The sequence below is a fragment of the Flavobacterium frigoris genome (genome assembly GCF_900111075.1).
Classification (GTDB): Bacteria; Bacteroidota; Bacteroidia; order Flavobacteriales; family Flavobacteriaceae; genus Flavobacterium; species Flavobacterium frigoris.
The window spans coordinates 60533-87426 of sequence record NZ_FOFZ01000012.1 but is presented as its reverse complement, the minus strand read 5'-3'; the positions used below and the strand labels follow the sequence as shown (position 1 = coordinate 87426).

The following is a 26894-nucleotide window of genomic DNA, read 5'->3' as shown; positions in this document are numbered from 1 at the left end:
TAGTTTTTTAGTTAGTCTATTTTAGTTCTCGTAGAAAACTCGGCCGGTTCCTGCGCTTTTAATTCGTTCTTGTAAACTTTCGGGTATCTTAAATCGCTCCCCATATTTCGTTTCTAATTTGGCACTATACAAGGCAAATTCCTTTGCTCCTACATAATCAATGTACGACATCACTCCTCCAGTGTGTAGTGGAAATCCTAATCCTAAAATCGAACCTACATCAGCATCTTTGGGTTCTTGAAGTACTCCGGAGTCTAAGCATTTATATGCATCAATAACCATAGCGAATAATAATCTTCTGCCCACTTCTTCTTCATCATAACTGGCTTGAGGAGGATAAATTTTTGACCATTCTTTCCAAATTGATTTCTTTTCATTTATTGGATAATCATAAAAGCCTTTCCCCTCTTTTTTACCCGTTCGCCCATGCGTTTCAGTAATCGTGACCAAAGTCTGCCGTAAATTAATCTCATGAGGCGTTAAATTGGGGTCTTCACTCATTATTGCCAGCATTAAGTTCAAATTAATCTCATCTGAAATCGCCAAAGGACCTACTGGCATACCTATCTTTTTAGCCACATTTTCAATTAAAGCAGGCGGTACCCCTTCGGTAAGCATTGTAACTCCTTCATTTATAAATTTACCAAAAACTCTTGAAGTAAAGAAACACCAACCGTCATTTACGATAATGGGGACTTTCCCAATGGCAGTTACATAATCTATGGCTGCTGCCAAAGTTCCTTCGCTTGTTTCTTTACCAACAATTACTTCTACTAATTGCATCTTTTCTACAGGCGAAAAGAAGTGCAATCCAATAAACTTATCCGGTCTGACAGAGGCTTTCGCGAGTTGGCTTATAGGTATTGTTGAAGTATTCGAAGCATAAATTACGGCTTCGTCAATCACTTTTTCGGTTTCAATAGTAATCGTATTTTTTAATTTTTCATTTTCGAAAACGGCTTCAATAATCAAATCACAAGACGCTAAATCAGCATCTGAATCTGAAGCTTTTATTTTTTGTAATAGCGCTTCTATTTTGGCTTCAGTTGTATATCCGTTTTCTAATTTTTTTTGCTCCTGTATCTTTATGTAGTCTTTTCCATTTTCTGCTTTTGCTATGCTCACGTCTTTCAGTAAAATATCAATTCCGGCCTTTGCATTTACATAAGCAATTCCCGCACCCATCATTCCGGCACCTATCACGCCTACTTTTTTGAAAGAAACTCGATCATAGCCTTTGGGTTTTGATTTTCCTCTGGTGGCATCGTTTATAAAAATAAAGGAGGCCCTAATAATGTTTTTTGTTTCTTTACTAAATAAGGTATCGACAAAATAACGTGCTTCAATCTCTAATGCTTTATCAATGTGACAGGCTGCGCCATAATAAATCGCACTGAGTACATTTTTGATATGCGGTAAATTCCCATGGGTTGTTTTATAAGCCATCGCATTCGAAACACTGAAAAATTCAGTAACTCCAGACGTTTGCCCAACACCCAATGGAGTTCCGGGGACTTTAAATCTTTTGTTGTCCCAAGGTTGCTCGCTTGTTCCTTTAGTTATAATCCAGTTTTTAGCCAGCATTACGATATCATCTTCAGGACTGCATATTAAATCGACAAGACCGTCTTTCAATGCTTGTGCTGCAGTTAGTTTTTTAGATTTCGTAATGTATTCGATGGTTTTCTGCGACCCCAACATTCTCAAAAAGCGTTGCGTACCTCCTGCCCCAGGAAATAAACCCACAGAACATTCGACTAATCCTATATAACTTTTTGGATGACTACTCATAATCCGGTGATGACAGGCTAGTGCAATTTCGCATCCACCGCCAAGAGCAAGTCCGTTTATGGCAGCCACAACCGGTTTGGCACAAGTCTCCATTTTCCGTAAATAGGTATTGGTTTGCATGAGCATATCAAAACATTCTTCTTTTGATTTGTCATAATTTAAAAACCTTTTTAAGTCACCGCCGGCTATAAAATCTTTTTTGGCGGAAGCAATAACAATTCCTTTTACGGCATCATCCGTTATGGCTTGGTTTATAGTTAAAAAGAACTCGGCCATGGTAACTTCATTCATTATGTTTACCGGAGAATCCGCCACATCCCAAGTAACAATTGCAATACCATCATTATCAACACTGTATTTTATATGTTTATTATTCATAATCTAAAGGATAATTGGTTTTTAAATACGTTCAATAATGGTTGCTATTCCCATTCCCCCACCAACACATAAAGTTGCCAAAGCGGTACTTTTATTTTGACGTTCTAATTCGTCTAGGGCAGTTCCAAGAATCATACAGCCTGTTGCGCCTAAAGGATGCCCCATAGCTATCGCTCCGCCGTTGACATTTACAATCGAATGATCGATATTAAAATGATCCATCAAACGCATTGGAACCACTGCAAACGCTTCATTAACCTCAAAAATATCAATGTTACTCGCATTCATTTTGGCATTTCGCAATGCTTTTTTAGTTGCTGGAATAGGACCTTCAAGCATAATCAATGGCTCACTGCCCAATACGGCCCCCATTCTGATTATTGCTCTTGGTTTTAATCCGAGTTTCTCCCCTATTTCTTTCGAACCAATTAACATTAATGAAGCTCCATCAACAAGGCCAGAGGAATTACCAGCATGATGGATGTGATTTATTTTTTCGATTTCTAAGTATCTATCTATGGCGGTTTGATCAAACAATTGCTCGCCCATTTTTTCAAATGCTGGCGATAATTTAGATAGTATTTCTAAAGTGGTATTTGCTCGAATGTATTCATCCTTTGCCAAATGAACCAAGCCATTTATATCAGTCACTGGAATTATGGATCTATCAAAAAAGCCATTTTGTTGTGCAAACGCTGCTCGTTTTTGAGAATTCACAGCAAAGTGATCTACGTCGTTTCGGGAATATCCATATTTCGTTGCTATTAAATCGGCCGAAATTCCTTGAGGAACAAAGTGCCCAAAAGCAGCATCGGGCTCCATTAGCCAAGCAGAACCGTCAAGCCCCATAGGCACTCTTGACATGGATTCTACTCCACCGGCAATAATCAACTCAGACCATCCTGATTTAATCATAGCTGCTGCTTGATTAATAGCCTCCAGTCCGGAAGCACAATAGCGGTTTAAGGAAACGGCCGAAAGGTGATCTCCGTAATTCGAACACTGTGCAGCGACTTTGGCAACATTCCCTCCTTGTTCTCCAACCTGAGTCACACAGCCAACTATCAAATCTTCTACTAAACTAGTGTCTAAATCGTTTCTTTCTTTTAAGGCGGTCAACAAAGTAGTTAATAATTGAACCGGACTAACTGGGGCTAAAGAACCGTTGCCTTTTCCAATTCCCCTGGGTGTTCGAACTGAATCGTAGATATATGCTTCCATTTTCATTAATTAAGTTACCAATCGGTAACATGTATTTAAAAAATGTTACCATATGGTAACAAATATAGTTTTATTTATTTAAATTTGAAATTTATTTTAAAAAATTAAAGTCATAATATTGCAGAAAACCATCAGCTTACATAATTTATTAACTATGGAACAATACACTCAAGAAACCTATCATTTCGATTTATCCAACGATAAAATACAAACTGTTCATGCCTTTCTCAATAAAGACGGGGCAAGCACAGCTAAAGAATTTGCCATCAAAGCCTATGAATACGTTCGCGATAACTGGCCGTATTACCCCTATCGCTTTAGTTTAATAAATGAAGACTGGCGCGCATCAGAATTAACAACGCATAAAAGTGGCCATTGTATTGATAAAGTAATTATTTTGATTGCAATTTTACGAGCACAGAAAATTCCGGCTAGACTGGGATTGGCAAAAGTAAAAAATCACATAGCGGTAGATCAGATTGTTGAAAAATTTGGCTCAGATGTACTCGTGCCACATGGTTATATCGAAATCTACATAGATAATAAATGGATCAAAGCCACACCCGCTTTCAACAAAGAACTCTGTCAGCTCCTCAATGTAAAGGTTTTAGATTTTGATGGAGAAAATGATTCTATATTTCAAGAATTTGACCAAACCGGTAAAAAGGCTTTTATGGAATACCTTGAAGATTACGGAACTTTTAATGAAGTACCTTTACCTTATATGTTTCAATTATTACAACAACATTATCCCCGAATAATTGAATCAGGAATAACTTTAGGCGGTGTATTACAACTATCCAAATTATAAATGAAAAAAGACAGAGCAGCTACCGAAGAAAAGATCTACAAAGCCTTTTTGGATATATTAAAAGAAAAAGGCCCCCAAGGAGTTGGGATAAATGCCATTGCCAAGGAAGCAGGAGTTTCTAAATCATTAATCTACCGTTATTTTGGCGGTATGAAAGGTCTCCTGTTACGTTTTGCTCAAAAAGGAGACTTCTTTAAATCCCTTTCAGTCATTGATGAAAAAAAGGATAATTTAGAAAACTTAAAAGACTTCATTAAAGAAGGAACCAAAGAACTGCGCAAAAACACTTTAACCCAAGAAATTTTGCGCTGGCAGTTGATCGAAAATAATGAGAACACGAAAAGTCTTTTTAAGTACTTCAATGCCCAAGTAGGCAAAACATTTACTACGAATACAAAAGACGAATCCCTTAATGCCGCTTTTCAGTTAATGTTAGGTGGCTATGTTTACTTTACCTTATTATCTAAATTTAATAAAACATTTATAGCAACCGATTTGACATCAGAAACTACTTGGGAAAATTTTGATGAGGCTATTGCCAAAACAATAGAACTGTTCAGTAAAACCTAACTGGAATCTAAAATCACCCACTCTTACTACAACCAAAAGCTGTTTCGACTAAAGTCCTATCAATACACTCTCTTTCTGAAAAGCACAATTATAAAGCTTTACAAAGCTACCAAATCAATCAAATCCTGACTGAAAACCTTAACTATATAGCGCAAATTCAGTCACACAATCGAAACTTAAATAGAAATAATGTCATTTTAACAACACACAAATAGGAATTTCAAAAATAGTTACATAATTACTATGTAGTATTACAAAAGGCATGTTGTTTGCTTTATAACAAAATGGGGTTCTGCTTTTGACTCAGAACTATATTTTTTTTCACTAATGTGTTTAAAATAAAGAATATAGTAAGAACAAAAATGAAGAGTTATCGCAGAATCAAATTAAAATTAATAGCATCAATTAAAATAACGCCTATGAATACCTATTACTTACATGACGGGACAATACTTAGCGGTCCTTTTGATTTTGCCGAATTAAAAGCAAAAAAAATAACGAAAACCACTCCCGTATGGTGCGAAGGAATGGAAGATTGGAAACAAGCAGGAGAAGTGGAGGAATTAAAAAAATCATTATTTTCCATACCCCCACCAATTAAGTCTTTCGTTGTCCCTCCAACACCTTCAAAAAACGAATATGAAAATGAAATTAAGAAGTTTGCACGTGTAAATAAAAAACCCTTACTTCTGGTTGCTGGAATGTTACTTTTAACTATTGGAACCTTAATTTTTAATATTATACTAAAGAGGAGAACTTTAAAACTAGAGGAGAGAAACAATCAAACTGAATACAACAACCATCAGTATAAAATACAGGAAAAAGAAATTGAAGATCAGAAGAACTTTATTACTGAACAAGAGAAAATAGAATCGGAAAGGATTGGAAAAGAAAGAAAACTGGCCATCAATAATCGACTTTCATCCATTAAAAATTTACTTACCGTCACACATTCCAATTTAAACAATTCCAAAAACGAATTAAATGATGCCCGAAAATTTCAATTTTTAAGAACAAATGGCGAACGGGAGGATGAAATTAACTCTATAGCAAATAACATTGTTTTTTGGCGGAATGAAATTGAAAAACTTGAAAAGGAAATGAGTATGCGATATCTGGAACTTGAAAAAATTCACTAATCTGCTTCTCAACATTTAGCAACTTCCTACACTGCTATTTTTAAATCACAATCAAGGAACAGCTTTTAGTCCAATCAGGATTAAAAGCTGTTTTTTTATGCCTTATAATGCGACACGATCTTAGCAATAATAAAAGGGGTTACGATAATTTATTTTTATATAAAAAATTAAAAACACATCCTTTCAATCTTATTTAGATTAAAAAAATAAAAAAACTTCTTTATTTATACTGAAAAAATAATACTACCCTAAACAAATAGGGGGTATCGTTAAAAATATTAATTATGAATATTTCGATATTTTAGCATTATAATACCGAATAACTAAAATTTGGAAGTCATTTTTTGTAATTGATAATTCTTTCCAAATTAGATCAAAAACATTAATTATTCTTTCTTCTCTTAAAGAAAAGTTAATAAATTCGTCAAAATCAGCGGCTGAAAATCGCATCAAAACCGAATTTATTTAACCTATTTCAAAATTTAAATGAAGAGTAAAATAATAACCAAAACCAATTAATCAATACTAACTAAATTTTTTATCTAATGAAAAAAATCGAAGCTGTTATTCGAAAATCAAAATTTGATGAAGTTAAAGAAGCTTTACACAAAATCGAAGTCAATTTTTTCACCTATTGGGACGTTACCGGAGTTGGTAATGAACAACAAGGACATGTTTACAGGGGAATAACCTATAGCACCACAGACATCCAACGAAGATATATTTCCGTGGTCGTTTCCGATCCTTTTTTAGAAAAGACGGTTGACACTATTTTAGAAGCGGCCTCTACAGGAATGGTAGGAGACGGAAAAATATTTGTTTCTGACATTCAAGAAACATACAGAATCAGAACTAAAGAAAAAGGAACGGATGCCATCAACTAACCAACTTTCTATAAACTAACTAATAACAAAATAAATTATGGATACGAATGCTGTATTAGACTTAATGTGGGTGTTAATCTGCGGAATTTTAGTGTTTTTTATGCAAGCAGGTTTTACGCTTGTAGAAACTGGATTTACCAGATCGAAGAACACAGGGAACATAATAATGAAAAATTTAATGGACTTCTGTATTGGAAGTGTCGCATTCTGGGCAATAGGATACTCGTTAATGTATGGAGCTTCAATAGGTTCTGTTATAGGAACTCCAAGTTGGTTTTTTGATAGCGCTGCCGATATGCACAGTTTGTTCTTTCAAACTGTATTTGCTGCAACAGCTGCAACAATTGTTTCTGGTGCTATTGCCGAAAGAACAAAATTCACTACTTATTTGATCTTCTCGTTATTAATGACTTTACTTATTTATCCAATTTCTGGTAGCTGGGTTTGGAATGCAGGAGGATGGCTTGCAAAAATGGGATTTACTGATTTTGCTGGTTCCAGTGTAGTACACTCTGTTGGTGGTTGGGCATCATTAGTGGCTGCTGCTTTGGTAGGACCTAGAATTGGAAAATATAATACGGATGGAACATCAAATGCAATACCTGGACACAGTTTAATGTTAGGTGCATTAGGGGTGTTTATTTTATGGTTTGGATGGTTTGGATTTAATCCGGGTTCTCAATTAGCAATTTCTGGGGACAATGCTTTCAAAGTAGCGGCTATTTTTATCACAACAAATCTTGCTGGAGCTTCTGGAGCATTGGCTGCTATGTTCTTGACTTGGGCCGTTTATAAAAAACCAGATATTTCTATGACATTAAATGGCGTATTAGCTGGCCTTGTAGGTGTTACTGCGGGTTGTGCTGCTGTAAGTCCAATGGGAGCTTTCTTTATCGGACTAATTTGCGGTGTAGCAGTCGTGTTTTCAATCGAATTTATAGACAAAAAACTAAAAATTGACGATCCTGTTGGAGCCATTTCTGTACACGGAGTTTGTGGTGCCTTAGGTACTTTACTAGTAGGTGTTTTTGCTACTGATGGTGGTTTACTTTACGGCGGAGGATTTGAAAAGCTAGGAGTTCAAGCTATTGGGGTATTTTCAATTGCAGCATGGGCAATGGGCGCTTCGTTTGTAGTACTTTTTATCCTAAAGAAAACTATGGGATTAAGAGTTACTAAAGAAGAAGAAATTGATGGTTTAGATATTCATGAACATGGAACCAATGTTTATAATGATTAACACTTAAAAAAGTTAAACTAAAACGGATCAAATATAATTAAATCGAGATATCGTAGCTTATAAATAAAGTCTCAAACAAAAAATAGTTTTGTTGGAGGCTTTATGCTTTAAGAATCCACATTAATCACTACATTAAGATAATCCTTGATTCTCTTTTAAATCTCTACAGGCTAAATAAACACATCGCTTCCTCCATTTTTATAAATCTTCTAAAGTAACATGCGAAACTACCGACTTGTCTTGCAGCAAAACATCATCATAACTTCCGTCGCCGTCATTTTTTTTTATTAGAAGCCAAGCGTTTTCCTGTTTTCCCTTTAGTCTCACCAATGTAAATTCCCCCTTCAGTTTATGCCCTTTTAGAATAATTCCCAGCTTCCCTTTTTCTAAATCAGATTTAATATCGCCTTCCTCTTGAGTATCTGCAAGCGTATACGTTCCATTATCCCATACAATCACTTTACCAGCTCCGTAATTTCCTTCGGGAATAATACCCTCAAAATCCTTATAATCGTATGGATGATCTTCCACCATAATCGCCAATCTTTTATCAGCGGGGTTCATCGAAGGCCCCTTGGGTATAGCCCAACTTTTCAGTACACCATCCATTTCCAAACGAAAATCATAATGCAGATGAGATGCGGCGTGTTTTTGCACCACAAAAACCAACTCCTTTTTCGGCTTTACAGCATCTCCTTTTGGCTCTGTTGTGGAATTAAAATTGCGTTTTTCGCTGTATTTTTTTAAAGACATACCACATGTATTTTAGATTGAAACCTTCCTAAAAGTTACGCTTTTTAATTTATTTATGGATTAAAATCCATTATTACTCATGGTATCATATTCAAAATAATACCGCTAGAAAAGCATTTTATAATTAATACGCTACAAACCCACTAGATTATTTTTTAAACTGCAGTATGTTAAATCTTATGAAAATAATAAAAATACGGCCTTAAAGTTTAATAAGTTTACAATCTGGAATTGATTCCTACTAAATGCCCATGTCAAAAGAAAAAATACGTCCAGATAAAACCTGTCTCAATTGTAACCATATTGTAGCTGAACGGTATTGTCCAAATTGTGGACAGGAAAACACGTTGAGCCGCCTCTCTTTTCACCATATCTTTATTCATTTCTTTAAAGATTTAACTCATTACGACAATGCTTTTTGGAAGTCAATATTTTACTTATTTTTTAAACCTGCCGCTTTAACTAAAGCATACATGGCAGGAAAGCGTTTGTCTTATTTGAATCCTATCAGACTTTATATTTTCATCAGTTTTGTGACTTTTTTAATGATCTCTTTATTTCCTAATAATCCGGAAAAAGAAATGACGAGCCCTTCAGCAAAACACGAACAAGTAACCATTCCTAACATAGATTCTTTACATATTGAAGAGAAAAGCGTAGATGGTTTAACAAAAGTCGGTCTGTTATCGCAGCAGAATAATGACACAATAAAAAAAATATTAGAACAAACAGATAAAATTGACAAAGTAAAAGATACCCAAACAACTGATTCAACTCCCAATAAAGAAGTTGCTGATTTTGGATATAAATCCATCACCGAATTAGACTCTATTCAAAAACACGGTAGTAAAAAAGCACAAGTAACCGATACAGAATATTGGTTACTTAAAAAATGGCTAACCGTAAAAGAAGAAAACACAAACGAACAAATTGTCGACAAGTTCACTGAATCATTTGCACATAATTTACCAAAGTTATTATTCATGTACATGCCGGTCTTCGCCTTCGTTTTATGGCTTTTTCATGATAAGAAAAAATGGTATTATTATGATAGCGGCATCTTTACTTTGCATTATTTTTCCTTTTTACTACTACTGGTTCTAACCCTATTCTTTATCGATAAAATCTTTCCGTTATTTGGAAATAATCCTGTTACGGAGTGGGTTCATTTTAGTTTAAAAACCCTAGGAATATTTTGGATGATTTATTATTTCTTTCCGGCACACCGTCGTTTTTACGGAGAAAAAATTATGGTCTCGTTATTCAAAAGCAGTGTTATCTTTATCATTAACTTAGTTGTCATTACCTTATTATTAGTGCTTTTTGCATTGTACACGTATAATAATATTCACTAAAAAATCATTATTAATCCGTTTGAACCTTTATTTACTGGCTTGATAATAAGTCGCTATTAATACAAAAACTATTTTATCGAAGGCGTTAGCTACCCATTATCTTCTTCCAAATCATTGTGGTTATCACCGCCAATACTATAATGATTGTTTTCTTCATCCTCACTCCCTATTTCCTCTTGTGCATCGTCTAATTCTGACCCTGGAATATCTAAATCCCCGCCTGACATATCCTCTTCAAAGTTTTTCTCGTTGAATTCACTTCGGTTATTAATTTCAACCGGTATTTTCTTTTTAGTGATATCAGCAGGATTGATGTCCCCTTCCTTATGTCCCTTATTGTAGATATCTTCGCTTGGCGGATAGTTTAGAGAATCCGGTAATTTATCTTTATCTGCTTCTTCCGTTTTCTGAGATTTAGTACTTGGTTTATTATCTTTATTTCCCATCTTACTTAAGGTTTTAACTTGTTGATATATAACACACTAAGTTAGTGATTAATTTACACAAACAGCCGTTACATCTTTATTTAAATACAATGAGATAATTAACCCCTTCTCCTCAAAGTCTATTTGACGTAAATTCAACACACTACTATTCGTTTACAAATAAAATAGCTAGTATGTCAACCTAAAATACCATCCTTCTTATTACATTTTATACCTAATAAATGACTAATTTTAAACTGACAAAAAAGCTCGCTTCCCATATGCTTTTTTTATACTAATTTTAAAACAATACAAATATGAGCTTACTATCAGAAAATATTATTCCAGGAAATCACGGTAAAATCTTTGGAACAAACGCGATGGAAGAAAACGATTTAACAGCAATTAAAAATAGTCTGTTAGAATTAGAAGGAATTGTTGATATTATCCTAAACACTGAAATTTTCCCACGAGAATTTACGGTACATACTGACAAAATCGTTTCCTTATCGGATATTGAAAACAAGGTAAAAACAGTTGGATTCCACGCTATTCCTAAAGGCACATTTAAATTATAGTAAATACGGAGATTTACAACGACATAAAGACCTAACTTTTTCATTAAAAGGCAGTACTTCCTGAGTACTTTTGTTTTTTTTTTATGAAATAGCTATTCTAATATTTGTTTTCGAATTCTTTATATCGTAATATTGCAATATAAATATATAGCAATGGGAATTACTAAAACAGAACATTTTTCAGAAGAGCAAAATGAGTTGGCAATCTTAGCGAAAGCAATTGGCCATCCAGCACGTATTGCCATAATTCAGCATCTAATAAAAGTAAACAGCTGTGTTTGCGGAGACATCGTAAACGAATTACCTCTGGCACAACCTACCGTTTCTCAACACTTAAAGGAATTAAAAAATGCCGGACTCATCAAAGGAAGTTTTGAAGGAAACGCTATTTGTTATTGTCTAGACGAAAAAGGCTTCCATAAAATTCGTGGCTTTTTCAACCAAGTAAATACCTATTTAGAAAACAAAAAAAATCAATGTTGTTAATTTTTAAAATATAAAACCATGAAGTTATCAGAAATTAAAAAACAGTTAAGCACATTAGAAAATGTAACTTTCCAATTGCCAAATGGCACTTATGTTCCAGAACATTTTCACGTTACTGAAGTAGGTTTAATTACCAAAAATTTCATTGACTGCGGAGGAAAAGTGAGAAACGAAACCGTGGTAAACTTCCAGTTGTGGGATGCCAATGACTTTGAACACCGCCTAAAACCAAAGAAACTCTTGGATATTATTACACTATCTGAAAAAGTTCTAGGAATTGAAGACAACGAAATAGAGGTCGAATACCAAGCAGAAACTATTGGTAAATACGACTTAGGATTCAACGGAAAGGATTTTACACTATTAAACAAACAAACCGCTTGCCTAGCAGAGGATGCATGTGGAATTCCGCAAGAAAAGCAAAAAATAAAATTATCTGAAATTCCAAGTCAAACGAACAGCTGTACTCCAGGTGGAGGTTGTTGTTAACTAAAAACCTTTTTAAAAATGATTCAATCAAATACTGCCGTATTCACAGCGATAGAAAATGAAATTAGCTCCTTTCAATTCGGAACTATTTCTTTGGAGCGAAAAGCAATACTGCTACCACTTATTGATTTTATTCAAGAGAAAGTTAGCAAGAATCAAGAAGTCCGACTCAACTTTATTTGTACCCACAATTCAAGAAGGAGTCATTTATCGCAAGTTTGGGCACAAACAGCAGCAGCACATTTTAATGTGAAAAATGTGTTTTGCTATTCTGGCGGAACAGAAGCTACCGCATTATTCCCAATGGTGGCGAAAACATTAGAACAAGCAGGATTCCAAGTGAGACCCCTTTCTGAAGGTACGAATCCGGTTTACAGCATTAAATATAGTGAGAATGGACATCCTATTATTGGGTTTTCTAAAACCTATGACGACAGTTTCAACCCGCAATCTGCCTTTGCCGCGATATTGACTTGCTCAAGTGCTGATAACGGCTGCCCTTTTATTGCCGGTGCTGAAAAACGCATTCCTATCACTTTTGAAGACCCAAAAGCGTTTGATAATACACCCCAAAAAGAAGCAAAATACAAAGAAAGAAGCGTCCAAATTGCTACGGAGCTTTTCTATGTATTCTCACAAATAAAAAAATAATATGTCTGCAACTAATTGCACTCCTGCATTGAACCGAAAAAAATTGGGGTTTCTCGATAGTTATTTAACCCTTTGGATATTCCTTGCCATGGCAATAGGCGTTGCCATTGGGAACTTCTTCCCCTCTAGCGGAGACTTTATCAATTCCTTTTCCAGTGGAACCACTAATATTCCGCTGGCAATTGGACTTATCCTAATGATGTATCCGCCATTGGCAAAAGTAAAATACGAACAAATGGGCGAAGTCTTTAAAAATACTAAAGTACTAGGTGCTTCCCTATTCCTGAATTGGGTTTTAGGCCCAATCTTAATGTTTGCCTTGGCGCTCATTTTCCTCAATGGTTATCCTGAATACATGATCGGCGTGATCCTTATTGGACTCGCGCGTTGTATTGCTATGGTTGTAGTTTGGAACGACCTTGCAGATGGAGACAGAGAATATGCAGCTGGACTAATTGCCTTAAACAGTATTTTTCAAGTACTGCTTTATAGTGTTTATGCGTATATTTTCATCACCGTACTTCCTCCCTATTTTGGCTACACCGGTTTTGAAGTCAACATCAGTATTGGACAAATTGCCGAGAGTGTTGGTATTTATTTAGGAATTCCCTTTGCGCTGGGAATCATCAGTCGATATGCTTTAATCCATTTAAAAGGCGAAGACTGGTTCCAGAATAAATACGTCCCTTTTATCTCCCCAATTACCCTGATCGCCTTATTATTCACGATTGTGATCATGTTTAGCCTAAAAGGAGAATTGATTGTTCAGATACCGATGGATGTCGTTCGAATCGCCATTCCTCTTGTTATCTACTTCACTTTGATGTTTGTTTTGAGCTTCATGGTCGGGAAATACTTTGGTGCCGACTATTCTAAAAGCACCGCTATTGCATTTACGGCCACGGGAAACAATTTCGAATTGGCTATAGCAGTTGCAATTGGTGTATTTGGTATCAACAGCGGACAAGCTTTTGCTGGTGTTATAGGCCCGTTAGTCGAAGTTCCGGCATTGATCGCCTTGGTGAATGTCGCTTTTTGGTTTCGAAAAAAATACTATCCCATTACGGCATAAAAATCACATTACCATAAAATATAGAAACCATCCTTTTATTTCAAAATAAGAGGGTGGTTTATTTTTTAGGAGCTATTTCCCGCTATCCGCTGTATCTTTATACCTGCCGAAAACGGCCGATATAAAGGATGCCGCTTCTATCGGGGCTAGGGCATTTAGTGCTTACAAGAAGTTTTAATTCATTCAAGGTCTAAATCTTAAATGCAATAAAACAGTTATATTAGCCTACCAGAACCAGTTTGCTATATTAAAACAAATTCAGAAATAATGGACAACGAATTAATTGCTACAACAAGTTGGTGGAAAACTAATTGGAAATGGTTTGTACCCACTTGTATCGTGCTATTTACAATTGTCGCAACTTTGCTAGCGACAACTAGCTTTGATGGCACCGCTATTAATTTTGCGCAAGCTTATTCCGAGGATTCTCTATATACTAAAGCAATTGAAAAAGTAAATGCAAACCACAGAGCAAAAACAATCCTTGGAGAAATAGAGCCCATTGGCAAATTAGCCATTCTAGAAGGAGATGCAAAGTACACAAATGATAAAACAGCTGTCGAAATAACAGTGAGAATCGAAGGCAGCAAAGCAAACGGTAAAATGGATATTTCAGCTTACAAAAACAGAGCAGAATGGGAATACAAAAAAATAACGGTTCGAATAAAACAACCCAAAGAAGAAATTGTAATTATTGACTAATGTTATCGAGTTAAAAAAGAAATTACAACTTAGTTGATTTACCCACCGTCAAATAAATGTGATTGTTGGGATATAGAAATTCCATTTTAGTACTCTGCTTGTTAATTTTCATATCAACAGTACCTTTCTCATTTTCCAAAGAATAAAGTATGTAATTAGGATCGGGAGCATACACCACAGACTTCGTAATTTTATATTTCAATTTCATATTAGTAAAAAAGAAGACTACATCATTCTTTTTTCTATCGAGGAACACAAACGAATATTCATTTCCTGAAATATCGCATTCTCCAATCTTAAAAGGAGCTTCGTCAACACAATAACGCTGCACATTAAACACCTGTTCTTGAGAATACATAGAACCCGACAACAATAATAGAGCGATAAAATACTTCATGGTTTTTGCTTTTCTTAAATTGTACTACAGCAATACAATCCGTTGCACTAACGCAAAACACATGCCATTTAAAAAACAACTGGGAATAGAGTACTCCTCTTTTTTGCTTAAAGCATCACTTTCCTACTTTAGGATATAAAAAAAAATCGTTCCTTTGAAAACTATTTTACAATAGCTAAGGAAATAAGAATTAGAGCTTATATCAAAATAAATTTTATATAAATCATGAGTTTAAAAACAGACATTAACGCATTAAGACGAAAACTAATGCGTCGCCTTACGAAGAACGTCGGGGCTTCACAATTTGATCAAAATATCGATTTGACAAAAGTGGAGTTTAAAAAAATTCTAATTTGTAGACCCAATCCTAGATTAGGAAATCAATTGTTAATCACTCCACTAGTGCAGGATGTTATTGCAACTTTTCCAGACTGTGAAATAGATTTATTTGTGAATGGTGGTTTAGCGCCCATCATTTTTCAAAATTACACCAATATAAATCGAATAATTCGTCTCCCAAGAAAACCTTTTAAGGAGCTTACAAAATACGTTAAAGGATGGCTTTCCTTAAAAAAATACAGTTATGACATTGTGATAAATGTAGTAGAAAACTCTTCGTCTGGAAGATTATCTGCGCAATTTGTGAATTCAAAATATAAGTTTTTTGGAGATGATGTTGATGATATTCAATTGAAGTACAACGATTATGAGCATATTGCTAAATACCCTGTGTACAACTTCAGACATTACTTAACTAAACTTGGATTTAAAGAAAACAATAGCCCTGTTCCTAATTTAGACTTAAAGCTAAGTCCTTCAGAACTTGCGGAAGCAAAGAAGACTTTACATAATATTGTACAAAACGACAAGAAAACCATTTGCATCTTTACTTTTGCTACAGCGGACAAATGCTATCCAGAATCATGGTGGGCTCCCTTCTATGACCGCCTAAAAGCGGAGTATACAGACTACAATATCATCGAAGTATTACCCGTGGAAAACGTTTCGCAAATAGGTTTCAAAGCACCAACATTTTACAGCAAAGATGTTCGCGAAATAGGCGCGCTTATGGCAAATACAGAAGCGTTTATAGGAGGCGATAGCGGAATTATGCATTTGGCCAGCGCTTCGAAAGTGCCTACTGTCGGTCTTTTTTCTCGTGATAATATAAAGATGTATCAACCTTATGGAAACGATAGTATAGCCATAAATACCAATACTGATTCTATTGATGATTACATTAAAGTATTGGACAAAATTCTAAAGAAAAATTAATTTTGCAAATTCAATTACATCAAATACAGTTTGCATCAAGCATAAAAAAAGAAGCAAAGTTGCTTCTTTTTTTATTACTTATTACCAACCGTTGTTCAGTCCCTCTTTCAAGGCTACTTCATATTTTTCTAGATCAAACTGATACAAATCTGGAGCCTTATGCGCACCGCCTTTTCTACTCTCGTCTAATTTAAAGAGAATATCATACCGCAACATTTTTCGATAAAAATTACCTCTATTTAATTTTTTACCTAAAATGATTTCATACAATTTTTGAAGTTCAGGCATAGTGAATTTTTCCGGTAATAGATTATAACCTATCGGTTTATCATTTAATTGCTTTCGCAATGTTATTAGTGCGGTGTTAAAAATAGTTTGATGATCCATCATAAATTCCGGTAGTTCTTCAATGGATTTCCATTCACAGGCATCAGAAAAATTGTCGATAATTAAATTTACTTTAGAATAATCAACTAATGCATAAAATCCAATAGAAACAAATCGCTGCTTATTCCATACCGTATCAGCATACTCCTCAAAAAATCCTTCTGAACGATCTAAATCGCCAAAAGCTCTAAATTGATTTAGGTAAATATTTTCTGCACCTGTACGTTTTTTAAGAATTCTACTAGCGGCCTCGCTTAAATTTTCGAGCTTGTTAACATAGCCTCCCGGCAATCCCCAAAGGTTTTTGTCTTTCATTTTCAAAACCAAAACTTTCAGTGTTGCATCATGAAAACCAAATACAACGCAGTCAATAGAGATACTTGGCAAATAAATTTCCCATGACTCCTGCGATTTTTCTTCTATAATTTTTTTTAACTCCATTGTTGATAATTCGTTACAAAAATACCATTTTGAATCCAATACCTCCTATTAAAATAGGAAATCACAATTATATTGATTCTTTTTTTGCAAATATTAAAAAAAAAGATTACTATTGCTTCATAATGAAGCAATGAAAATTAAAAAACTAAAAATTGACTTATGAAAAATTATCGAATCAAGAGATTAGCTGCAACCACGCTTCTTTCTGCTGTAGTGTTTTTATCAATTTCCTGGACCACAAGCCAACAAATCTTAAAGCCAAATAATAACCCAACTATTACGATAAATGGATTCACTTTTACAGACTATAATAAAAACGGCAAACTAGATAAATATGAAGATTACCGCCTTCCTATTGAAGATCGTATCCAAGATTTAATCAATAAAATGACTGATGAAGAAAAAGCAAGTATGCTAGTAGGAACTGGAATGCCAGGTTTTGATCAACTCACTTTTACACCAATTATTGGTGCTTTCCAAGGGAAAGTTCCTGGAGCTGCAGGGGGAACTTATGAAATAAAAAGATTAGGAATTCCTGCTATTGTTGTCTCTGATGGACCTGCAGGAGTACGCATTAAACCCGTACGAGAAAATGCCAAAAACACTTATTACGCTACAGCATTTCCAGTGGGAACCGCTTTAGCTTCCACTTGGAATGAAGCACTTATTTATACTGTTGGAACCTCTATGGGAAATGAAGTTAAAGAGTATGGAATTGATGTATTGTTAGGACCAGGAATGAACATTCACAGAAACCCACTTTGTGGCAGAAATTTTGAATATTATTCAGAAGACCCACTTTTTCTGGAAAAATAGCTGCCGCAATGGTAAATGGAGTGCAATCTAATGGTGTTGGAACGTCAATCAAACATTTTGCAGCTAACAATCAAGAACGAAACCGCATGGGAGTAAATGCGCATATTAGTGAAAGAGCGATGCGAGAAATCTATTTAAGAGGTTTTGAAATTACTGTTAAAGAAGCGCAACCGTGGACAGTAATGTCTTCTTATAATTTAATTAATGGTACTTATACATCAGCTAGAAAGGATTTATTAACCACTATTCTTCGCAAAGAATGGGGTTTTAAAGGTTTAGTTATGTCGGACTGGTTTGGTGGATACGATAGTTTCAAGGCTTCATTTAAAAAAGATGCCGTTAGCGATGTTATAAAACAAATCTCGGCGGGGAATGATTTATTAATGCCAGGTCTTCCTAATCAACAACAAGCTATTTTGAAAAATATTAAAAACGGTACTCTATCAAAAGAAGTACTTGACATTGGATTAAGACGAGCATTGGAATTAGTATTGAGATCACCAGCTATGAATAATTACAAGTATTCCAATAAACCAAACTTAAAAGAAAATGCAGAAGTCACAAGACAAGCTGCCTCGGAGGGAACTATCCTACTTAAAAATGACAATAATATTTTGCCGTTTACTTCAAAATCATCTCCTTTAGCTGTTTTCGGAAATACATCTTATGATTTTATTTCGGGTGGAACTGGAAGTGGTGACGTAAATGAGGCTTACTCTATTTCACTAATTGACGGAATGACTAATTCAGGATTTTCAATTGATAAAGAACTAGAAGCACTATATAAACCATTTGTAGCTGAACAAAAAGTAAAAGAAATGGCACGTCGAGAGAAAGAAGGTGGATTATTGGCAACGCCAAAAAGAATTGAAGAATTTGAATTAACTAAAGAAATTATTGCTAACAAGGCTAATTCATCTGAACTTGCTGTACTTACAATTGGAAGAAATGCAGGAGAGGCAGACGATAGAAATGTTGATAATGATTTTAATTTAGCACATGACGAGATTAATTTGATTGACAACGTTTCTGCAGCATTTCATGCGCAAGGAAAAAAAGTAGTTGTAATTTTAAACATAGGAGGTGTAATTGAGACCGCTAGCTGGAAAGACAAAGTAGATGCTATTCTTCTACCTTGGCAACCGGGTCAAGAAGGCGGAAATTCAGTAGCTGATGTTTTTACAGGAAAAGTAACACCCTCAGGAAAACTAACCATGACTTTCCCTATTAAATATGAAGACACTCCTTCATTTAAAAACTGGATCGGAATACCTGCCGAAAACCCAACTAGTGTTGCCTATGAAGATGGAATTTATGTTGGTTACCGCTACTATAACACATTTAATGTAAAACCATCTTATGAATTTGGTTACGGATTATCTTATACTGCATTTGAATATTCAGATCTTACTCTAGGTTCGAAAACATTCAAAGACAAAATGAGCGTTGCAGTTACCATAAAAAACATAGGGAAAACTGCAGGAAAAGAAGTAGTTGAGTTGTATCTTTCTGCTCCATCAAAATCAATAGATAAACCAAAAGAAGAATTAAAGGCTTTTGGAAAAACCAATTTATTACAGCCTGGTGAAAGTCAAACCATCACTTTAGAAATAAGCGTTAAAGATCTAGCTTCATTTGTTCCAATAAAAAATGCTTGGGTTGCTGACTCTGGTGACTATAAAGTAAGTGTTGGTGCTTCTTCTATAGACATTAAAAAAACAGCTGTATTTTTATTGACCGATGAAAAAGTAGTAGAAAAAACAAATCCGGCATTTGCTCCTAATTTAAAATTTACTGATTTGAAACACTAATTCTCTAAAAGGGTACTTTATAAAAATGGATTCGATGAAAGTCGAATCCATTTTTTTGCTTCAGAATCATTTGTTTTACTACTTTTACAACTCATAAAAACATAACTATGTCTGTCGCTAAAAAAGATTACAAAAGAATTACCACTAAATCATTGATTGAAATGAAAGCAAATGGAGAAAAAATCTCTATGCTGACCGCTTATGATTACACCATGGCTAAAATTGTGGATACAGCCGGTATTGATGTTATTCTTGTGGGTGATTCTGCTTCAAATGTGATGGCTGGACATGAAACAACTTTACCAATTACTTTAGACCAAATGATATACCATGCCTCTTCAGTTGTTAGAGCAATTGAAAGAGCCTTAGTTGTGGTAGATTTACCTTTTGGAAGTTACCAATCAGATCCTAAGGAAGCTTTGCGTTCATCAATTAGAATTATGAAAGAAAGCGGAGGACATGCAGTAAAACTAGAAGGTGGAAAAGAAATTAAAGAATCAATTAAAAAAATATTAAATGCAGGTATTCCAGTAATGGGACATTTGGGTTTAACACCTCAATCCATCTATAAATTTGGAACCTATACCGTTCGTGCCAAGGAAGAAGAAGAAGCAGAAAAATTAGTTGAAGATGCTCAATTGTTAGAAAGACTAGGTTGTTTTGCTTTGGTTTTAGAAAAAATTCCAGCTCATTTAGCTGAAAAAGTGGCCAAAAGCATTTCGATTCCAGTAATAGGAATTGGTGCTGGAGGTGGCGTTGACGGACAAGTACTTGTTATTCATGATATGTTAGGGATGAACAATGAATTTAGTCCCCGTTTCCTGAGAAGATACATGAATCTATATGATGATATGACAATCGCCATTGGTCAATATGTTGCTGATGTAAAATCGAGTGACTTCCCAAATGACAAGGAGCAGTATTAACCATTTATTAAAGTTACTTTAAGAAGTAAGGTTATATATTTGTCTTAAAATAAATACGACCTATTATGCGTGAAATACCTTGTACTTGTATAGTTATTCCCTGTTATAATGAAGAAAAAGGCCTACCGTTAAACGAATATTTAACATTTCTTGACACGACTCCCGAAGCGATTATTTGTTTTGTAAATGACGGTTCAACTGATAAAACGCTGCAGGTGCTTACTCTCTTGCAGCAAAAGTGTTCTGAGAAGGTTCATATTGTTTCGTTGCTGAAAAATTCAGGAAAAGCAGAAGCGGTCAGAATAGGTATCAATTATTGCAACCAAAACTTCCACCACCAATTCATCGGGTATCTGGATGCCGATTTAGCAACATCACTTGAAGAATTCATGGACCTTACTGCCTACTTGAAAGAGGATGTCGTGTTTTGTTTTGGTTCTCGCATTAGAAAAATCGGATCTGAAATAGTTCGTGAAAATAGCCGCTTTTTATTAGGTAGAGTCATCGCTACTTTTATTTCACAAGTATTGGGTTTAAAAGTGTATGATACTCAATGTGGCTGCAAGGTTTTTACCAAAGTGGTTTCGGAACTTTTATTCAAAGAAGAGTTCCTTTCAAAATGGCTTTTTGATGTTGAATTATTCTTTAGAATGATGGTTCTTTTCGGAAAAGAAAAAGCAATCCGAAAAATGCATGAGGCTCCTTTAAATTCTTGGGTTGAAAAAGGAAATTCTAAAGTAAAACCAACTTATTTTTTTAAACTTTGGACTGATTTGTACCAAATAAATAAGAAATATAAAAATTTATTACAAAATTCATCTATCTAAAACTTGAAGACTATGATTGCAGATAAATTTAAAAACAACTCCTATATTCTTTATATTTCTGTAATTATTATTATCCTGTTCCGGTTGTTATTGACCTACTCTATTCCTTTACTAGATAAAACGGAAGCACGATATGCTGAAATAGCAAGAATCATGTGGGACACTAACGAATGGATTGTACCGCAAATAGATTATGGAGTTCCTTTTATGGCAAAACCACCGCTATCCACTTGGCTTTCGGCTGTGAGTTATATCATTTTTGGCATCAATGAATTTGCTTCGAGACTGCCTTCTTTGTTATTGAATGTCTTAATTCTGGTCATCACAGGGAAAATTGCCAAAAAAACAGGAATGTCTTTTTATCTTCCAGGCTTTATTTTATTAACCATGCCTGAATTTCTGATTCACACTGGTGTTGTTTCTACTGATACCGCTTTTTCATTTTGCACCACAATGGTAATGATTGCATTTTGGAAAACCATGAATTCTCCACATAAAACCTATTGGAATTACCTTTTCTTTGTTTTTCTTGGGTTAGGTTTATTGGCAAAAGGCCCGCTGGTATTGATGCTAACTCTCCCTCCCATTTTTTTATGGTGCGTACTCGATCCTAAAAGATTTAAAGAATTATTTTCAAAATTTTCAATAATTATTGGAACCCTTATTGTTGCCGTGATTGCCGTTCCTTGGTATTATTTAGCAGAACAAAAAGCCCCTGGTTTTCTTGACTATTTTATCATTGGAGAGCATTACAAACGGTTTGTAGAATCTGGATGGAAAGGAGATTTATATGGCAGACCTAAATCCCAGCCCTTAGGCATGATTTGGTTGTTCATGATTGCCTTTGGTTTCCCTTGGGTACAAATTGTTTTTTATAAACTTTGGAAAAACAGAAAAACAATTTTAAAAAACAGTTGGGTAGCCTTCTTGGTTTTATGGTTATTTTGGACTCCAATATTTTTTACCCTTTCGAGAAATATACTGCACACCTATATGCTTCCCATCACAGTACCAATTATGTTTCTAATGATTTACTATTGGGAGGACTTTAAAAGTAAAAAACAAATTTTTCGTGTTGCTTTAGCATTTCCTTTGATTGTATTTATCGCTTATTTTGCCGTTTTTGCCACTGGAAAATTAAACAACTATATGAACACCGATAAATATATGTTAGAAAATTTAAAAGTGAACAGTGAAAACAAACAAATTCCGTTGTTCTATTGGAAAGAGAAAAGTTATTCGGGGCAGTTTTATTCTAACGGGAAAGCCCAACTAATAAAAAATGAAACTCAGTTTGACTCGATATTCAAAATTCACAAGAAGATATTCTTGGTCACATTGAAAAAAAAGGAACATGAAATTCCGAAAAAAGTTACCGATCAAATGGTTTTAACGGAAAGCAATTATAAAACTTCTATTTTTGTATCCAAATAAAGGAACAGCATTAGCTAATGAAAGAAATATCAAACAAGAATAACTTACAAGTCCTTCATGAAGACAACCATATTATTGTGGTGAATAAGCGTGTTGGAGATATAGTCCAAGGAGACAAAACAGGAGACAAACCATTATCTGAAGTCGTAAAGGAATATGTCAAAGAAAAATACAACAAACCAGGAGAAGTTTTCCTCGGTGTAGTGCACCGTTTAGACAGACCCACGACTGGTATTGTAGTTTTTGCTAGAACTAGTAAAGCATTAACGCGATTAAATGAGTTATTCAAAAACAGGGAAACGCAAAAAACATATTGGGCAATTGTAAAAAACAAACCTGCTAAACCAGAAGACAGCTTAGTTCATTTCATTAAAAGAAACGAAAAAAATAATACCTCAAAGGCACACATAAAAGAAGTTCCTGACAGTAAATTAGCGAGCTTAGATTATACCGTTTTTAAGGAGTTGAACAATTACTTTGCGTTGGAAATCAATCTGCATACGGGAAGACACCATCAAATCAGAGCACAACTATCTGCGATAGGCTCTCCTATTAAAGGAGATTTAAAATATGGTTTTGACCGAAGCAACCCTGACGGCGGCATCCATTTGCACGCACGAAAATTAGTTTTTGTACATCCAGTATCAAAAGAAACGCTATCCATTACTGCACCTGTACCAAATGAAGTAATCTGGAATGCACTATAATTTTGGTTGAATAAAAAATCATTTTTAAAATTTAAGAATTAACTTGCATAGAAATTATTTATCCAAATTTATAATGAGCTACAAAACTAATATAGAATATAGAAAAGAGACTTTAATAAAACTTCTTGATAATATTATAATTCATGAAGAGGAGATCATTAAAGCTTTATATGATGATTTCAAAAAGCCTGCTTTTGAAGCGGTCCTAACTGAGACAAGTTATGTAATTTCTGAATTAAAAGATACAATTAAGAACTTGAGTACATGGGCGAAGCCAAAAAGGGTTCTTCCATCACTACTTAATTTTCCCTCAACAGATTATATCTACAAGGAACCTTATGGAAAAGTGTTAATCATTGCTCCATGGAATTATCCCTTTCAATTGGCTCTTTGTCCTCTAGTTTCGGCAGTTGCTGCCGGAAATCAAGTCGTACTAAAACCATCGGAATTAACGCTTAATACTTCTGCTATTATTGCAAAAATAATAGCAAAAACGTTCCATGTGAATCACGTGGAAGTCATTCAGGGTGGTGTGGATGTCTCCAAAAATTTACTATCGCAACGCTGGGATTATATCTTTTTTACTGGAAGCGTTCCTGTTGGAAAAATAGTGGCGAAGGCAGCAGCAGAACACCTGACTCCGATAACATTAGAACTTGGCGGAAAAAATCCGTGTATTATTGATGAAACTGCTAATTTAAAATTGGCGGCAAAAAGAATTGTTTGGGGAAAATTCATAAATGCGGGACAAACCTGTATTGCTCCAGATTATATCTTGATTCAAAAAAATATGAAACTTAAGTTCATTGACTATTTGAAAGAGGAGATAACTACGGCATACGGAAATAAACCTGAAGAATCCCCTGATTTTGCCAGAATTGTCAATGTTAAAAATTGGACTCGATTAACTGAGATGATTGACAACGACAAAGTCATTTTTGGTGGTCAATCTGATGAATCTGACTGTTATATAGCGCCAACGCTTATTGATGAATCTGATCTTGACAGTCTTATCATGAAGGACGAAATATTTGGGCCTTTATTACCTATCCTTGAATATTCTAGTGATGCTGATATACACGCCGTGATTTCAAAATATGAAAAGCCATTGTCTTTGTATGTTTTTACGGAGAATAAAACATTTGCAAAACAAATTATTCAAAACTACTCTTTTGGAGGAGGTTGTATAAATGATACTGTAGTTCATTTTTCAAATAAACGATTGCCTTTTGGAGGTGTAGGACATAGTGGCATTGGTGCCTATCACGGGTCTTTGAGTTTTGATGTTTTTTCGCATAAAAAAGGAATAGTAAAAAAAGCAAATTGGTTGGATTTACCGATGCGCTACGCTCCGTATAACGACAAATTAACAACAATCAAGAAACTATTGAAATGGATTTAATTAAAGAGAAATCAGTAAGCGAAGCCATACAATACAGACGTTCTGTACGGGTCTTTAAAAACGAAGCCCTTGATAATGAAAAAGTAAAAGAATGTATTCGATTAGCTACACTAGCTCCTACAAGTAGTAATATGCAACTCTGGGAATTCTACCAAATTACCACACCCGAAGTTTTAGAAAAGCTCACACAGGCAAGCTTTAATCAAAATGCGGCAAAAACTGCCCGTCAAATGGTTGTCGTGGTGGCTAGAAAAGATCTCTGGAGAAAAAGAGTACAGTCAAATGTTTCTTTTTTAAAATCACAGTATGGTGAAAAACCACCGGCAGACTATTCGAAAAGAGAAAAATTTGCCCTGAACTATTATCAAAAAATTGTTCCCACGCTCTACTTTGATTTCATTGGAATTTTGGGTGCTCTAAAGTTTCTTGTTTTTCAAATCATCGGAATATTCAAGCCTATTTACAGACAAGCCCGAAGAAGCGATATGCGAATAGTAGCTCAAAAAAGTGCTGCACTAGCCGCGCAAAACTTTATGATTAGTATGGCTGCCATAAATTATGACACTTGCCCAATGGAAGGTTTTGATTCTCTACGAGTAAAAAAAATATTAAATTTACCATCTGCAGCTGAAATAAATATGATTATCGGCTGCGGAATAAGGGAGGAATCTGGCGTTTATGGAGAACGATTCAGAGTTCCCTTTGAAGAAGTCTATTTTAAATTATAATCCCACTTTACTATTTTAAACCAATACAAAACCAAATAAAAAATGAATTTGAAACAAGACCGAATAGAAGAAGTACTACGAAATGGATATCAGTTGGATTTTGCTGATGTTTTCAACAAAGCATTTGAAAATTATAAAAAAATAGCCCTCTATGCAGGACTTATGATCTTTGTGTTTATGGTCATCTTGATGACAATCATAGCAAGTTTAGGCATTAGTATTTTAGGTGTAGCAGCACTATCACAGGAATCTATGAAAGAGCTAACCCTTAATATGGAAACCCTTAGTGGAATAAATCTGATTTTCTATATGGGAGCCTCTATTTTATTTTCTTCTTTACTTAGTCCGTTGCAAGCCGGATTAATAAAAATGGCTTATTGTGCCGAAAGAGATGAGGAATTTCATGTTTCAACCGTTTTTAGTTACTATTCAACAAAGTATTTTATACAAATTTTTATTGCAACATTTTTAATCTTGGTGTTAGGTAATGGAATATCTATGGGATTAAATTATAGCGGAATTATTCTCATTGGACCTATGGTCTCTCTTGCCCTATCTTTTTTCACGATACTGACAATTCCACTTATCATTTTTAGTGATAGCAACGCTATAGATGCAATAAAATATAGTTTTTCAATTGTTTCAAAACAGCCCCTAATCCTACTTGCCCTAATCGTTGTAGCAGTTATTGGATCAATGGTTGGATTTATTGGGTGTTGCGTTGGAGTATTTTTCACATTGCCTTTTATTTATTCGATGTATTACGCGATATATAGTGAAATTATCGGGTTTGACCATGAGGGAGAATTGTCAATAAACACATAGTCCCTATTTTATCTAAAATAATATAAAACGTCAGTTATTTTTAATATGATTAAATCACGTTTTATATTATAAATATTCATTAAATTACTGACTTATTACTGTTAATATTGTCAATTCAAATAAATATTTTCTATGGTACATTACTATAGTTTTTTTAATCCAATAGTTTCATACCTTGGTTCCTTTGGTTGGCTTTCGCCACCAAAAGCTATACTGTCTTCAATAGGCTTAAGTGTTATGAGTATTTCAATTAAGACCCCTTTACTATGGGGGACTTTATTGGTTTTATTTGCTTTGTTTTTTTTTACTCTTTACAAAACAAAAAATAGTTTAAAGAGTATATTAATCGCAAAAAATAACGACGAATATATAC

Annotated in this window: 28 protein-coding genes; 22 read left to right on the top strand and 6 right to left on the bottom strand. The window is 34.6% G+C overall.

The annotated features are described in order from the left end of the window. Nucleotides 1-21: 21 nt before the first annotated feature. Together BMW63_RS14190 and BMW63_RS14185 are read right to left on the bottom strand one after the other, a co-directional pair. On the bottom strand, nt 22-2169 hold the full coding sequence (locus tag BMW63_RS14190) for a 3-hydroxyacyl-CoA dehydrogenase NAD-binding domain-containing protein (RefSeq protein ID WP_074724140.1): 2148 nt from the start codon (nt 2167-2169) through the stop codon (nt 22-24). A 21-nt stretch (nt 2170-2190) separates the two neighbouring features. Then, nucleotides 2191-3390 (bottom strand): acetyl-CoA C-acetyltransferase, encoded by a 1200-nt coding sequence (locus BMW63_RS14185; RefSeq protein WP_139174254.1) that lies wholly within the window; start codon nt 3388-3390, stop codon nt 2191-2193. 154 nt (nt 3391-3544) lie between these two features. Between BMW63_RS14185 and BMW63_RS14180 the strand changes: the two genes are divergently transcribed. The 5 genes from BMW63_RS14180 (at nt 3545) to BMW63_RS14160 (ending at nt 8034) form a co-directional block, all read left to right on the top strand. Beyond that, the gene (locus tag BMW63_RS14180) at nt 3545-4201 is read left to right on the top strand and encodes a transglutaminase-like domain-containing protein (protein ID WP_074724138.1); all 657 of its coding nucleotides are present in this window, start codon (nt 3545-3547) and stop codon (nt 4199-4201) included. Beyond that, nucleotides 4202-4771, top strand: a complete 570-nt coding sequence (locus BMW63_RS14175; RefSeq protein ID WP_074724137.1) for a TetR/AcrR family transcriptional regulator — start codon at nt 4202-4204, stop codon at nt 4769-4771. A 419-nt stretch (nt 4772-5190) separates the two neighbouring features. Further along, nucleotides 5191-5910: a DUF4339 domain-containing protein gene (locus BMW63_RS14170; RefSeq protein WP_175460296.1), complete on the top strand. Its 720-nt coding sequence runs from the start codon at nt 5191-5193 to the stop codon at nt 5908-5910. Nucleotides 5911-6455: 545 nt separating this feature from the next. Beyond that, nucleotides 6456-6794, top strand: a complete 339-nt coding sequence (locus BMW63_RS14165) for a P-II family nitrogen regulator (RefSeq protein WP_074724135.1) — start codon at nt 6456-6458, stop codon at nt 6792-6794. Between the two features lie 37 nt (nt 6795-6831). Continuing rightward, on the top strand, nt 6832-8034 hold the full coding sequence (locus BMW63_RS14160; RefSeq protein WP_074724134.1) for an ammonium transporter: 1203 nt from the start codon (nt 6832-6834) through the stop codon (nt 8032-8034). A gap of 198 nt (nt 8035-8232) precedes the next feature. Here BMW63_RS14160 and BMW63_RS14155 read toward each other — a convergent pair whose 3' ends face one another. Then, the gene (locus BMW63_RS14155) at nt 8233-8787 is read right to left on the bottom strand and encodes a DNA polymerase ligase N-terminal domain-containing protein (RefSeq protein ID WP_074724133.1); all 555 of its coding nucleotides are present in this window, start codon (nt 8785-8787) and stop codon (nt 8233-8235) included. 251 nt (nt 8788-9038) lie between these two features. On the opposite strand from BMW63_RS14155, the gene BMW63_RS14150 reads away from it, so the two are divergent. Then, a complete protein-coding gene (locus tag BMW63_RS14150; protein ID WP_074724132.1) occupies nt 9039-10142 on the top strand; it encodes a DUF3667 domain-containing protein in 1104 nt (367 codons plus the stop codon). Nucleotides 10143-10231: 89 nt separating this feature from the next. Here BMW63_RS14150 and BMW63_RS14145 read toward each other — a convergent pair whose 3' ends face one another. After that, entirely contained in the window at nt 10232-10588 is a 357-nt protein-coding gene (locus BMW63_RS14145) for a hypothetical protein (protein ID WP_074724131.1), read from the bottom strand. Nucleotides 10589-10884: 296 nt separating this feature from the next. On the opposite strand from BMW63_RS14145, the gene BMW63_RS14140 reads away from it, so the two are divergent. The 6 genes from BMW63_RS14140 to BMW63_RS14115 all read left to right on the top strand — a co-directional run bounded on the left by BMW63_RS14140 (nt 10885) and on the right by BMW63_RS14115 (nt 14545). Then, the gene (locus BMW63_RS14140) at nt 10885-11145 is read left to right on the top strand and encodes a heavy-metal-associated domain-containing protein (RefSeq protein ID WP_074724130.1); all 261 of its coding nucleotides are present in this window, start codon (nt 10885-10887) and stop codon (nt 11143-11145) included. Between the two features lie 153 nt (nt 11146-11298). After that, complete coding sequence (locus BMW63_RS14135; RefSeq protein WP_074724129.1) at nt 11299-11631, top strand: ArsR/SmtB family transcription factor; 333 nt, start codon at nt 11299-11301, stop codon at nt 11629-11631. 18 nt (nt 11632-11649) lie between these two features. Beyond that, nucleotides 11650-12120 carry a DUF6428 family protein gene (locus BMW63_RS14130; protein ID WP_074724128.1) on the top strand — a complete coding sequence of 157 codons (471 nt, stop codon included), beginning with the start codon at nt 11650-11652 and terminating at the stop codon, nt 12118-12120. Between the two features lie 18 nt (nt 12121-12138). Further along, on the top strand, nt 12139-12771 hold the full coding sequence (locus tag BMW63_RS14125) for an arsenate-mycothiol transferase ArsC (protein ID WP_074724127.1): 633 nt from the start codon (nt 12139-12141) through the stop codon (nt 12769-12771). 1 nt (nt 12772) lies between these two features. Next, the gene (gene arsB, locus BMW63_RS14120; RefSeq protein WP_074724126.1) at nt 12773-13843 is read left to right on the top strand and encodes an ACR3 family arsenite efflux transporter; all 1071 of its coding nucleotides are present in this window, start codon (nt 12773-12775) and stop codon (nt 13841-13843) included. Nucleotides 13844-14110: 267 nt separating this feature from the next. Next, on the top strand, nt 14111-14545 hold the full coding sequence (locus tag BMW63_RS14115) for a cytochrome c oxidase assembly factor Coa1 family protein (protein WP_074724125.1): 435 nt from the start codon (nt 14111-14113) through the stop codon (nt 14543-14545). Nucleotides 14546-14567: 22 nt separating this feature from the next. Here the strand turns inward: BMW63_RS14115 and BMW63_RS14110 are convergent, their stop codons facing one another. Next, nucleotides 14568-14942 (bottom strand): hypothetical protein, encoded by a 375-nt coding sequence (locus tag BMW63_RS14110; RefSeq protein ID WP_074724124.1) that lies wholly within the window; start codon nt 14940-14942, stop codon nt 14568-14570. A gap of 225 nt (nt 14943-15167) precedes the next feature. On the opposite strand from BMW63_RS14110, the gene BMW63_RS14105 reads away from it, so the two are divergent. Further along, the gene (locus BMW63_RS14105; RefSeq protein WP_074724123.1) at nt 15168-16217 is read left to right on the top strand and encodes a glycosyltransferase family 9 protein; all 1050 of its coding nucleotides are present in this window, start codon (nt 15168-15170) and stop codon (nt 16215-16217) included. 81 nt (nt 16218-16298) lie between these two features. Here BMW63_RS14105 and BMW63_RS14100 read toward each other — a convergent pair whose 3' ends face one another. After that, nucleotides 16299-17045, bottom strand: coding sequence for an NUDIX hydrolase (locus BMW63_RS14100; protein WP_074724122.1), 747 nt, complete (start codon nt 17043-17045; stop codon nt 16299-16301). 159 nt (nt 17046-17204) lie between these two features. Between BMW63_RS14100 and BMW63_RS18700 the strand changes: the two genes are divergently transcribed. The 9 genes from BMW63_RS18700 (at nt 17205) to BMW63_RS14060 (ending at nt 26521) form a co-directional block, all read left to right on the top strand. After that, entirely contained in the window at nt 17205-17861 is a 657-nt protein-coding gene (locus BMW63_RS18700) for a glycoside hydrolase family 3 N-terminal domain-containing protein (RefSeq protein ID WP_394333765.1), read from the top strand. 8 nt (nt 17862-17869) lie between these two features. Further along, nucleotides 17870-19672: a glycoside hydrolase family 3 C-terminal domain-containing protein gene (locus BMW63_RS18625; RefSeq protein ID WP_394333764.1), complete on the top strand. Its 1803-nt coding sequence runs from the start codon at nt 17870-17872 to the stop codon at nt 19670-19672. Nucleotides 19673-19779: 107 nt separating this feature from the next. Beyond that, nucleotides 19780-20598: a 3-methyl-2-oxobutanoate hydroxymethyltransferase gene (gene panB, locus BMW63_RS14090; protein ID WP_074724121.1), complete on the top strand. Its 819-nt coding sequence runs from the start codon at nt 19780-19782 to the stop codon at nt 20596-20598. 65 nt (nt 20599-20663) lie between these two features. Then, nucleotides 20664-21425 carry a glycosyltransferase gene (locus BMW63_RS14085; protein WP_074724120.1) on the top strand — a complete coding sequence of 254 codons (762 nt, stop codon included), beginning with the start codon at nt 20664-20666 and terminating at the stop codon, nt 21423-21425. Between the two features lie 12 nt (nt 21426-21437). Further along, nucleotides 21438-22859: an ArnT family glycosyltransferase gene (locus BMW63_RS14080; protein WP_074724119.1), complete on the top strand. Its 1422-nt coding sequence runs from the start codon at nt 21438-21440 to the stop codon at nt 22857-22859. A 17-nt stretch (nt 22860-22876) separates the two neighbouring features. Then, nucleotides 22877-23566, top strand: a complete 690-nt coding sequence (locus BMW63_RS14075; RefSeq protein ID WP_074724118.1) for an RluA family pseudouridine synthase — start codon at nt 22877-22879, stop codon at nt 23564-23566. A gap of 73 nt (nt 23567-23639) precedes the next feature. Continuing rightward, nucleotides 23640-24968, top strand: coding sequence for an aldehyde dehydrogenase (locus tag BMW63_RS14070; protein ID WP_074724117.1), 1329 nt, complete (start codon nt 23640-23642; stop codon nt 24966-24968). Continuing rightward, complete coding sequence (locus tag BMW63_RS14065) at nt 24959-25696, top strand: nitroreductase family protein (RefSeq protein WP_074724116.1); 738 nt, start codon at nt 24959-24961, stop codon at nt 25694-25696. Before BMW63_RS14070 ends, BMW63_RS14065 begins: the two co-directional genes overlap by 10 nt. Nucleotides 25697-25738: 42 nt before the next feature. Next, nucleotides 25739-26521 carry a hypothetical protein gene (locus BMW63_RS14060; protein WP_074724115.1) on the top strand — a complete coding sequence of 261 codons (783 nt, stop codon included), beginning with the start codon at nt 25739-25741 and terminating at the stop codon, nt 26519-26521. Nucleotides 26522-26894 lie beyond the last annotated feature (373 nt).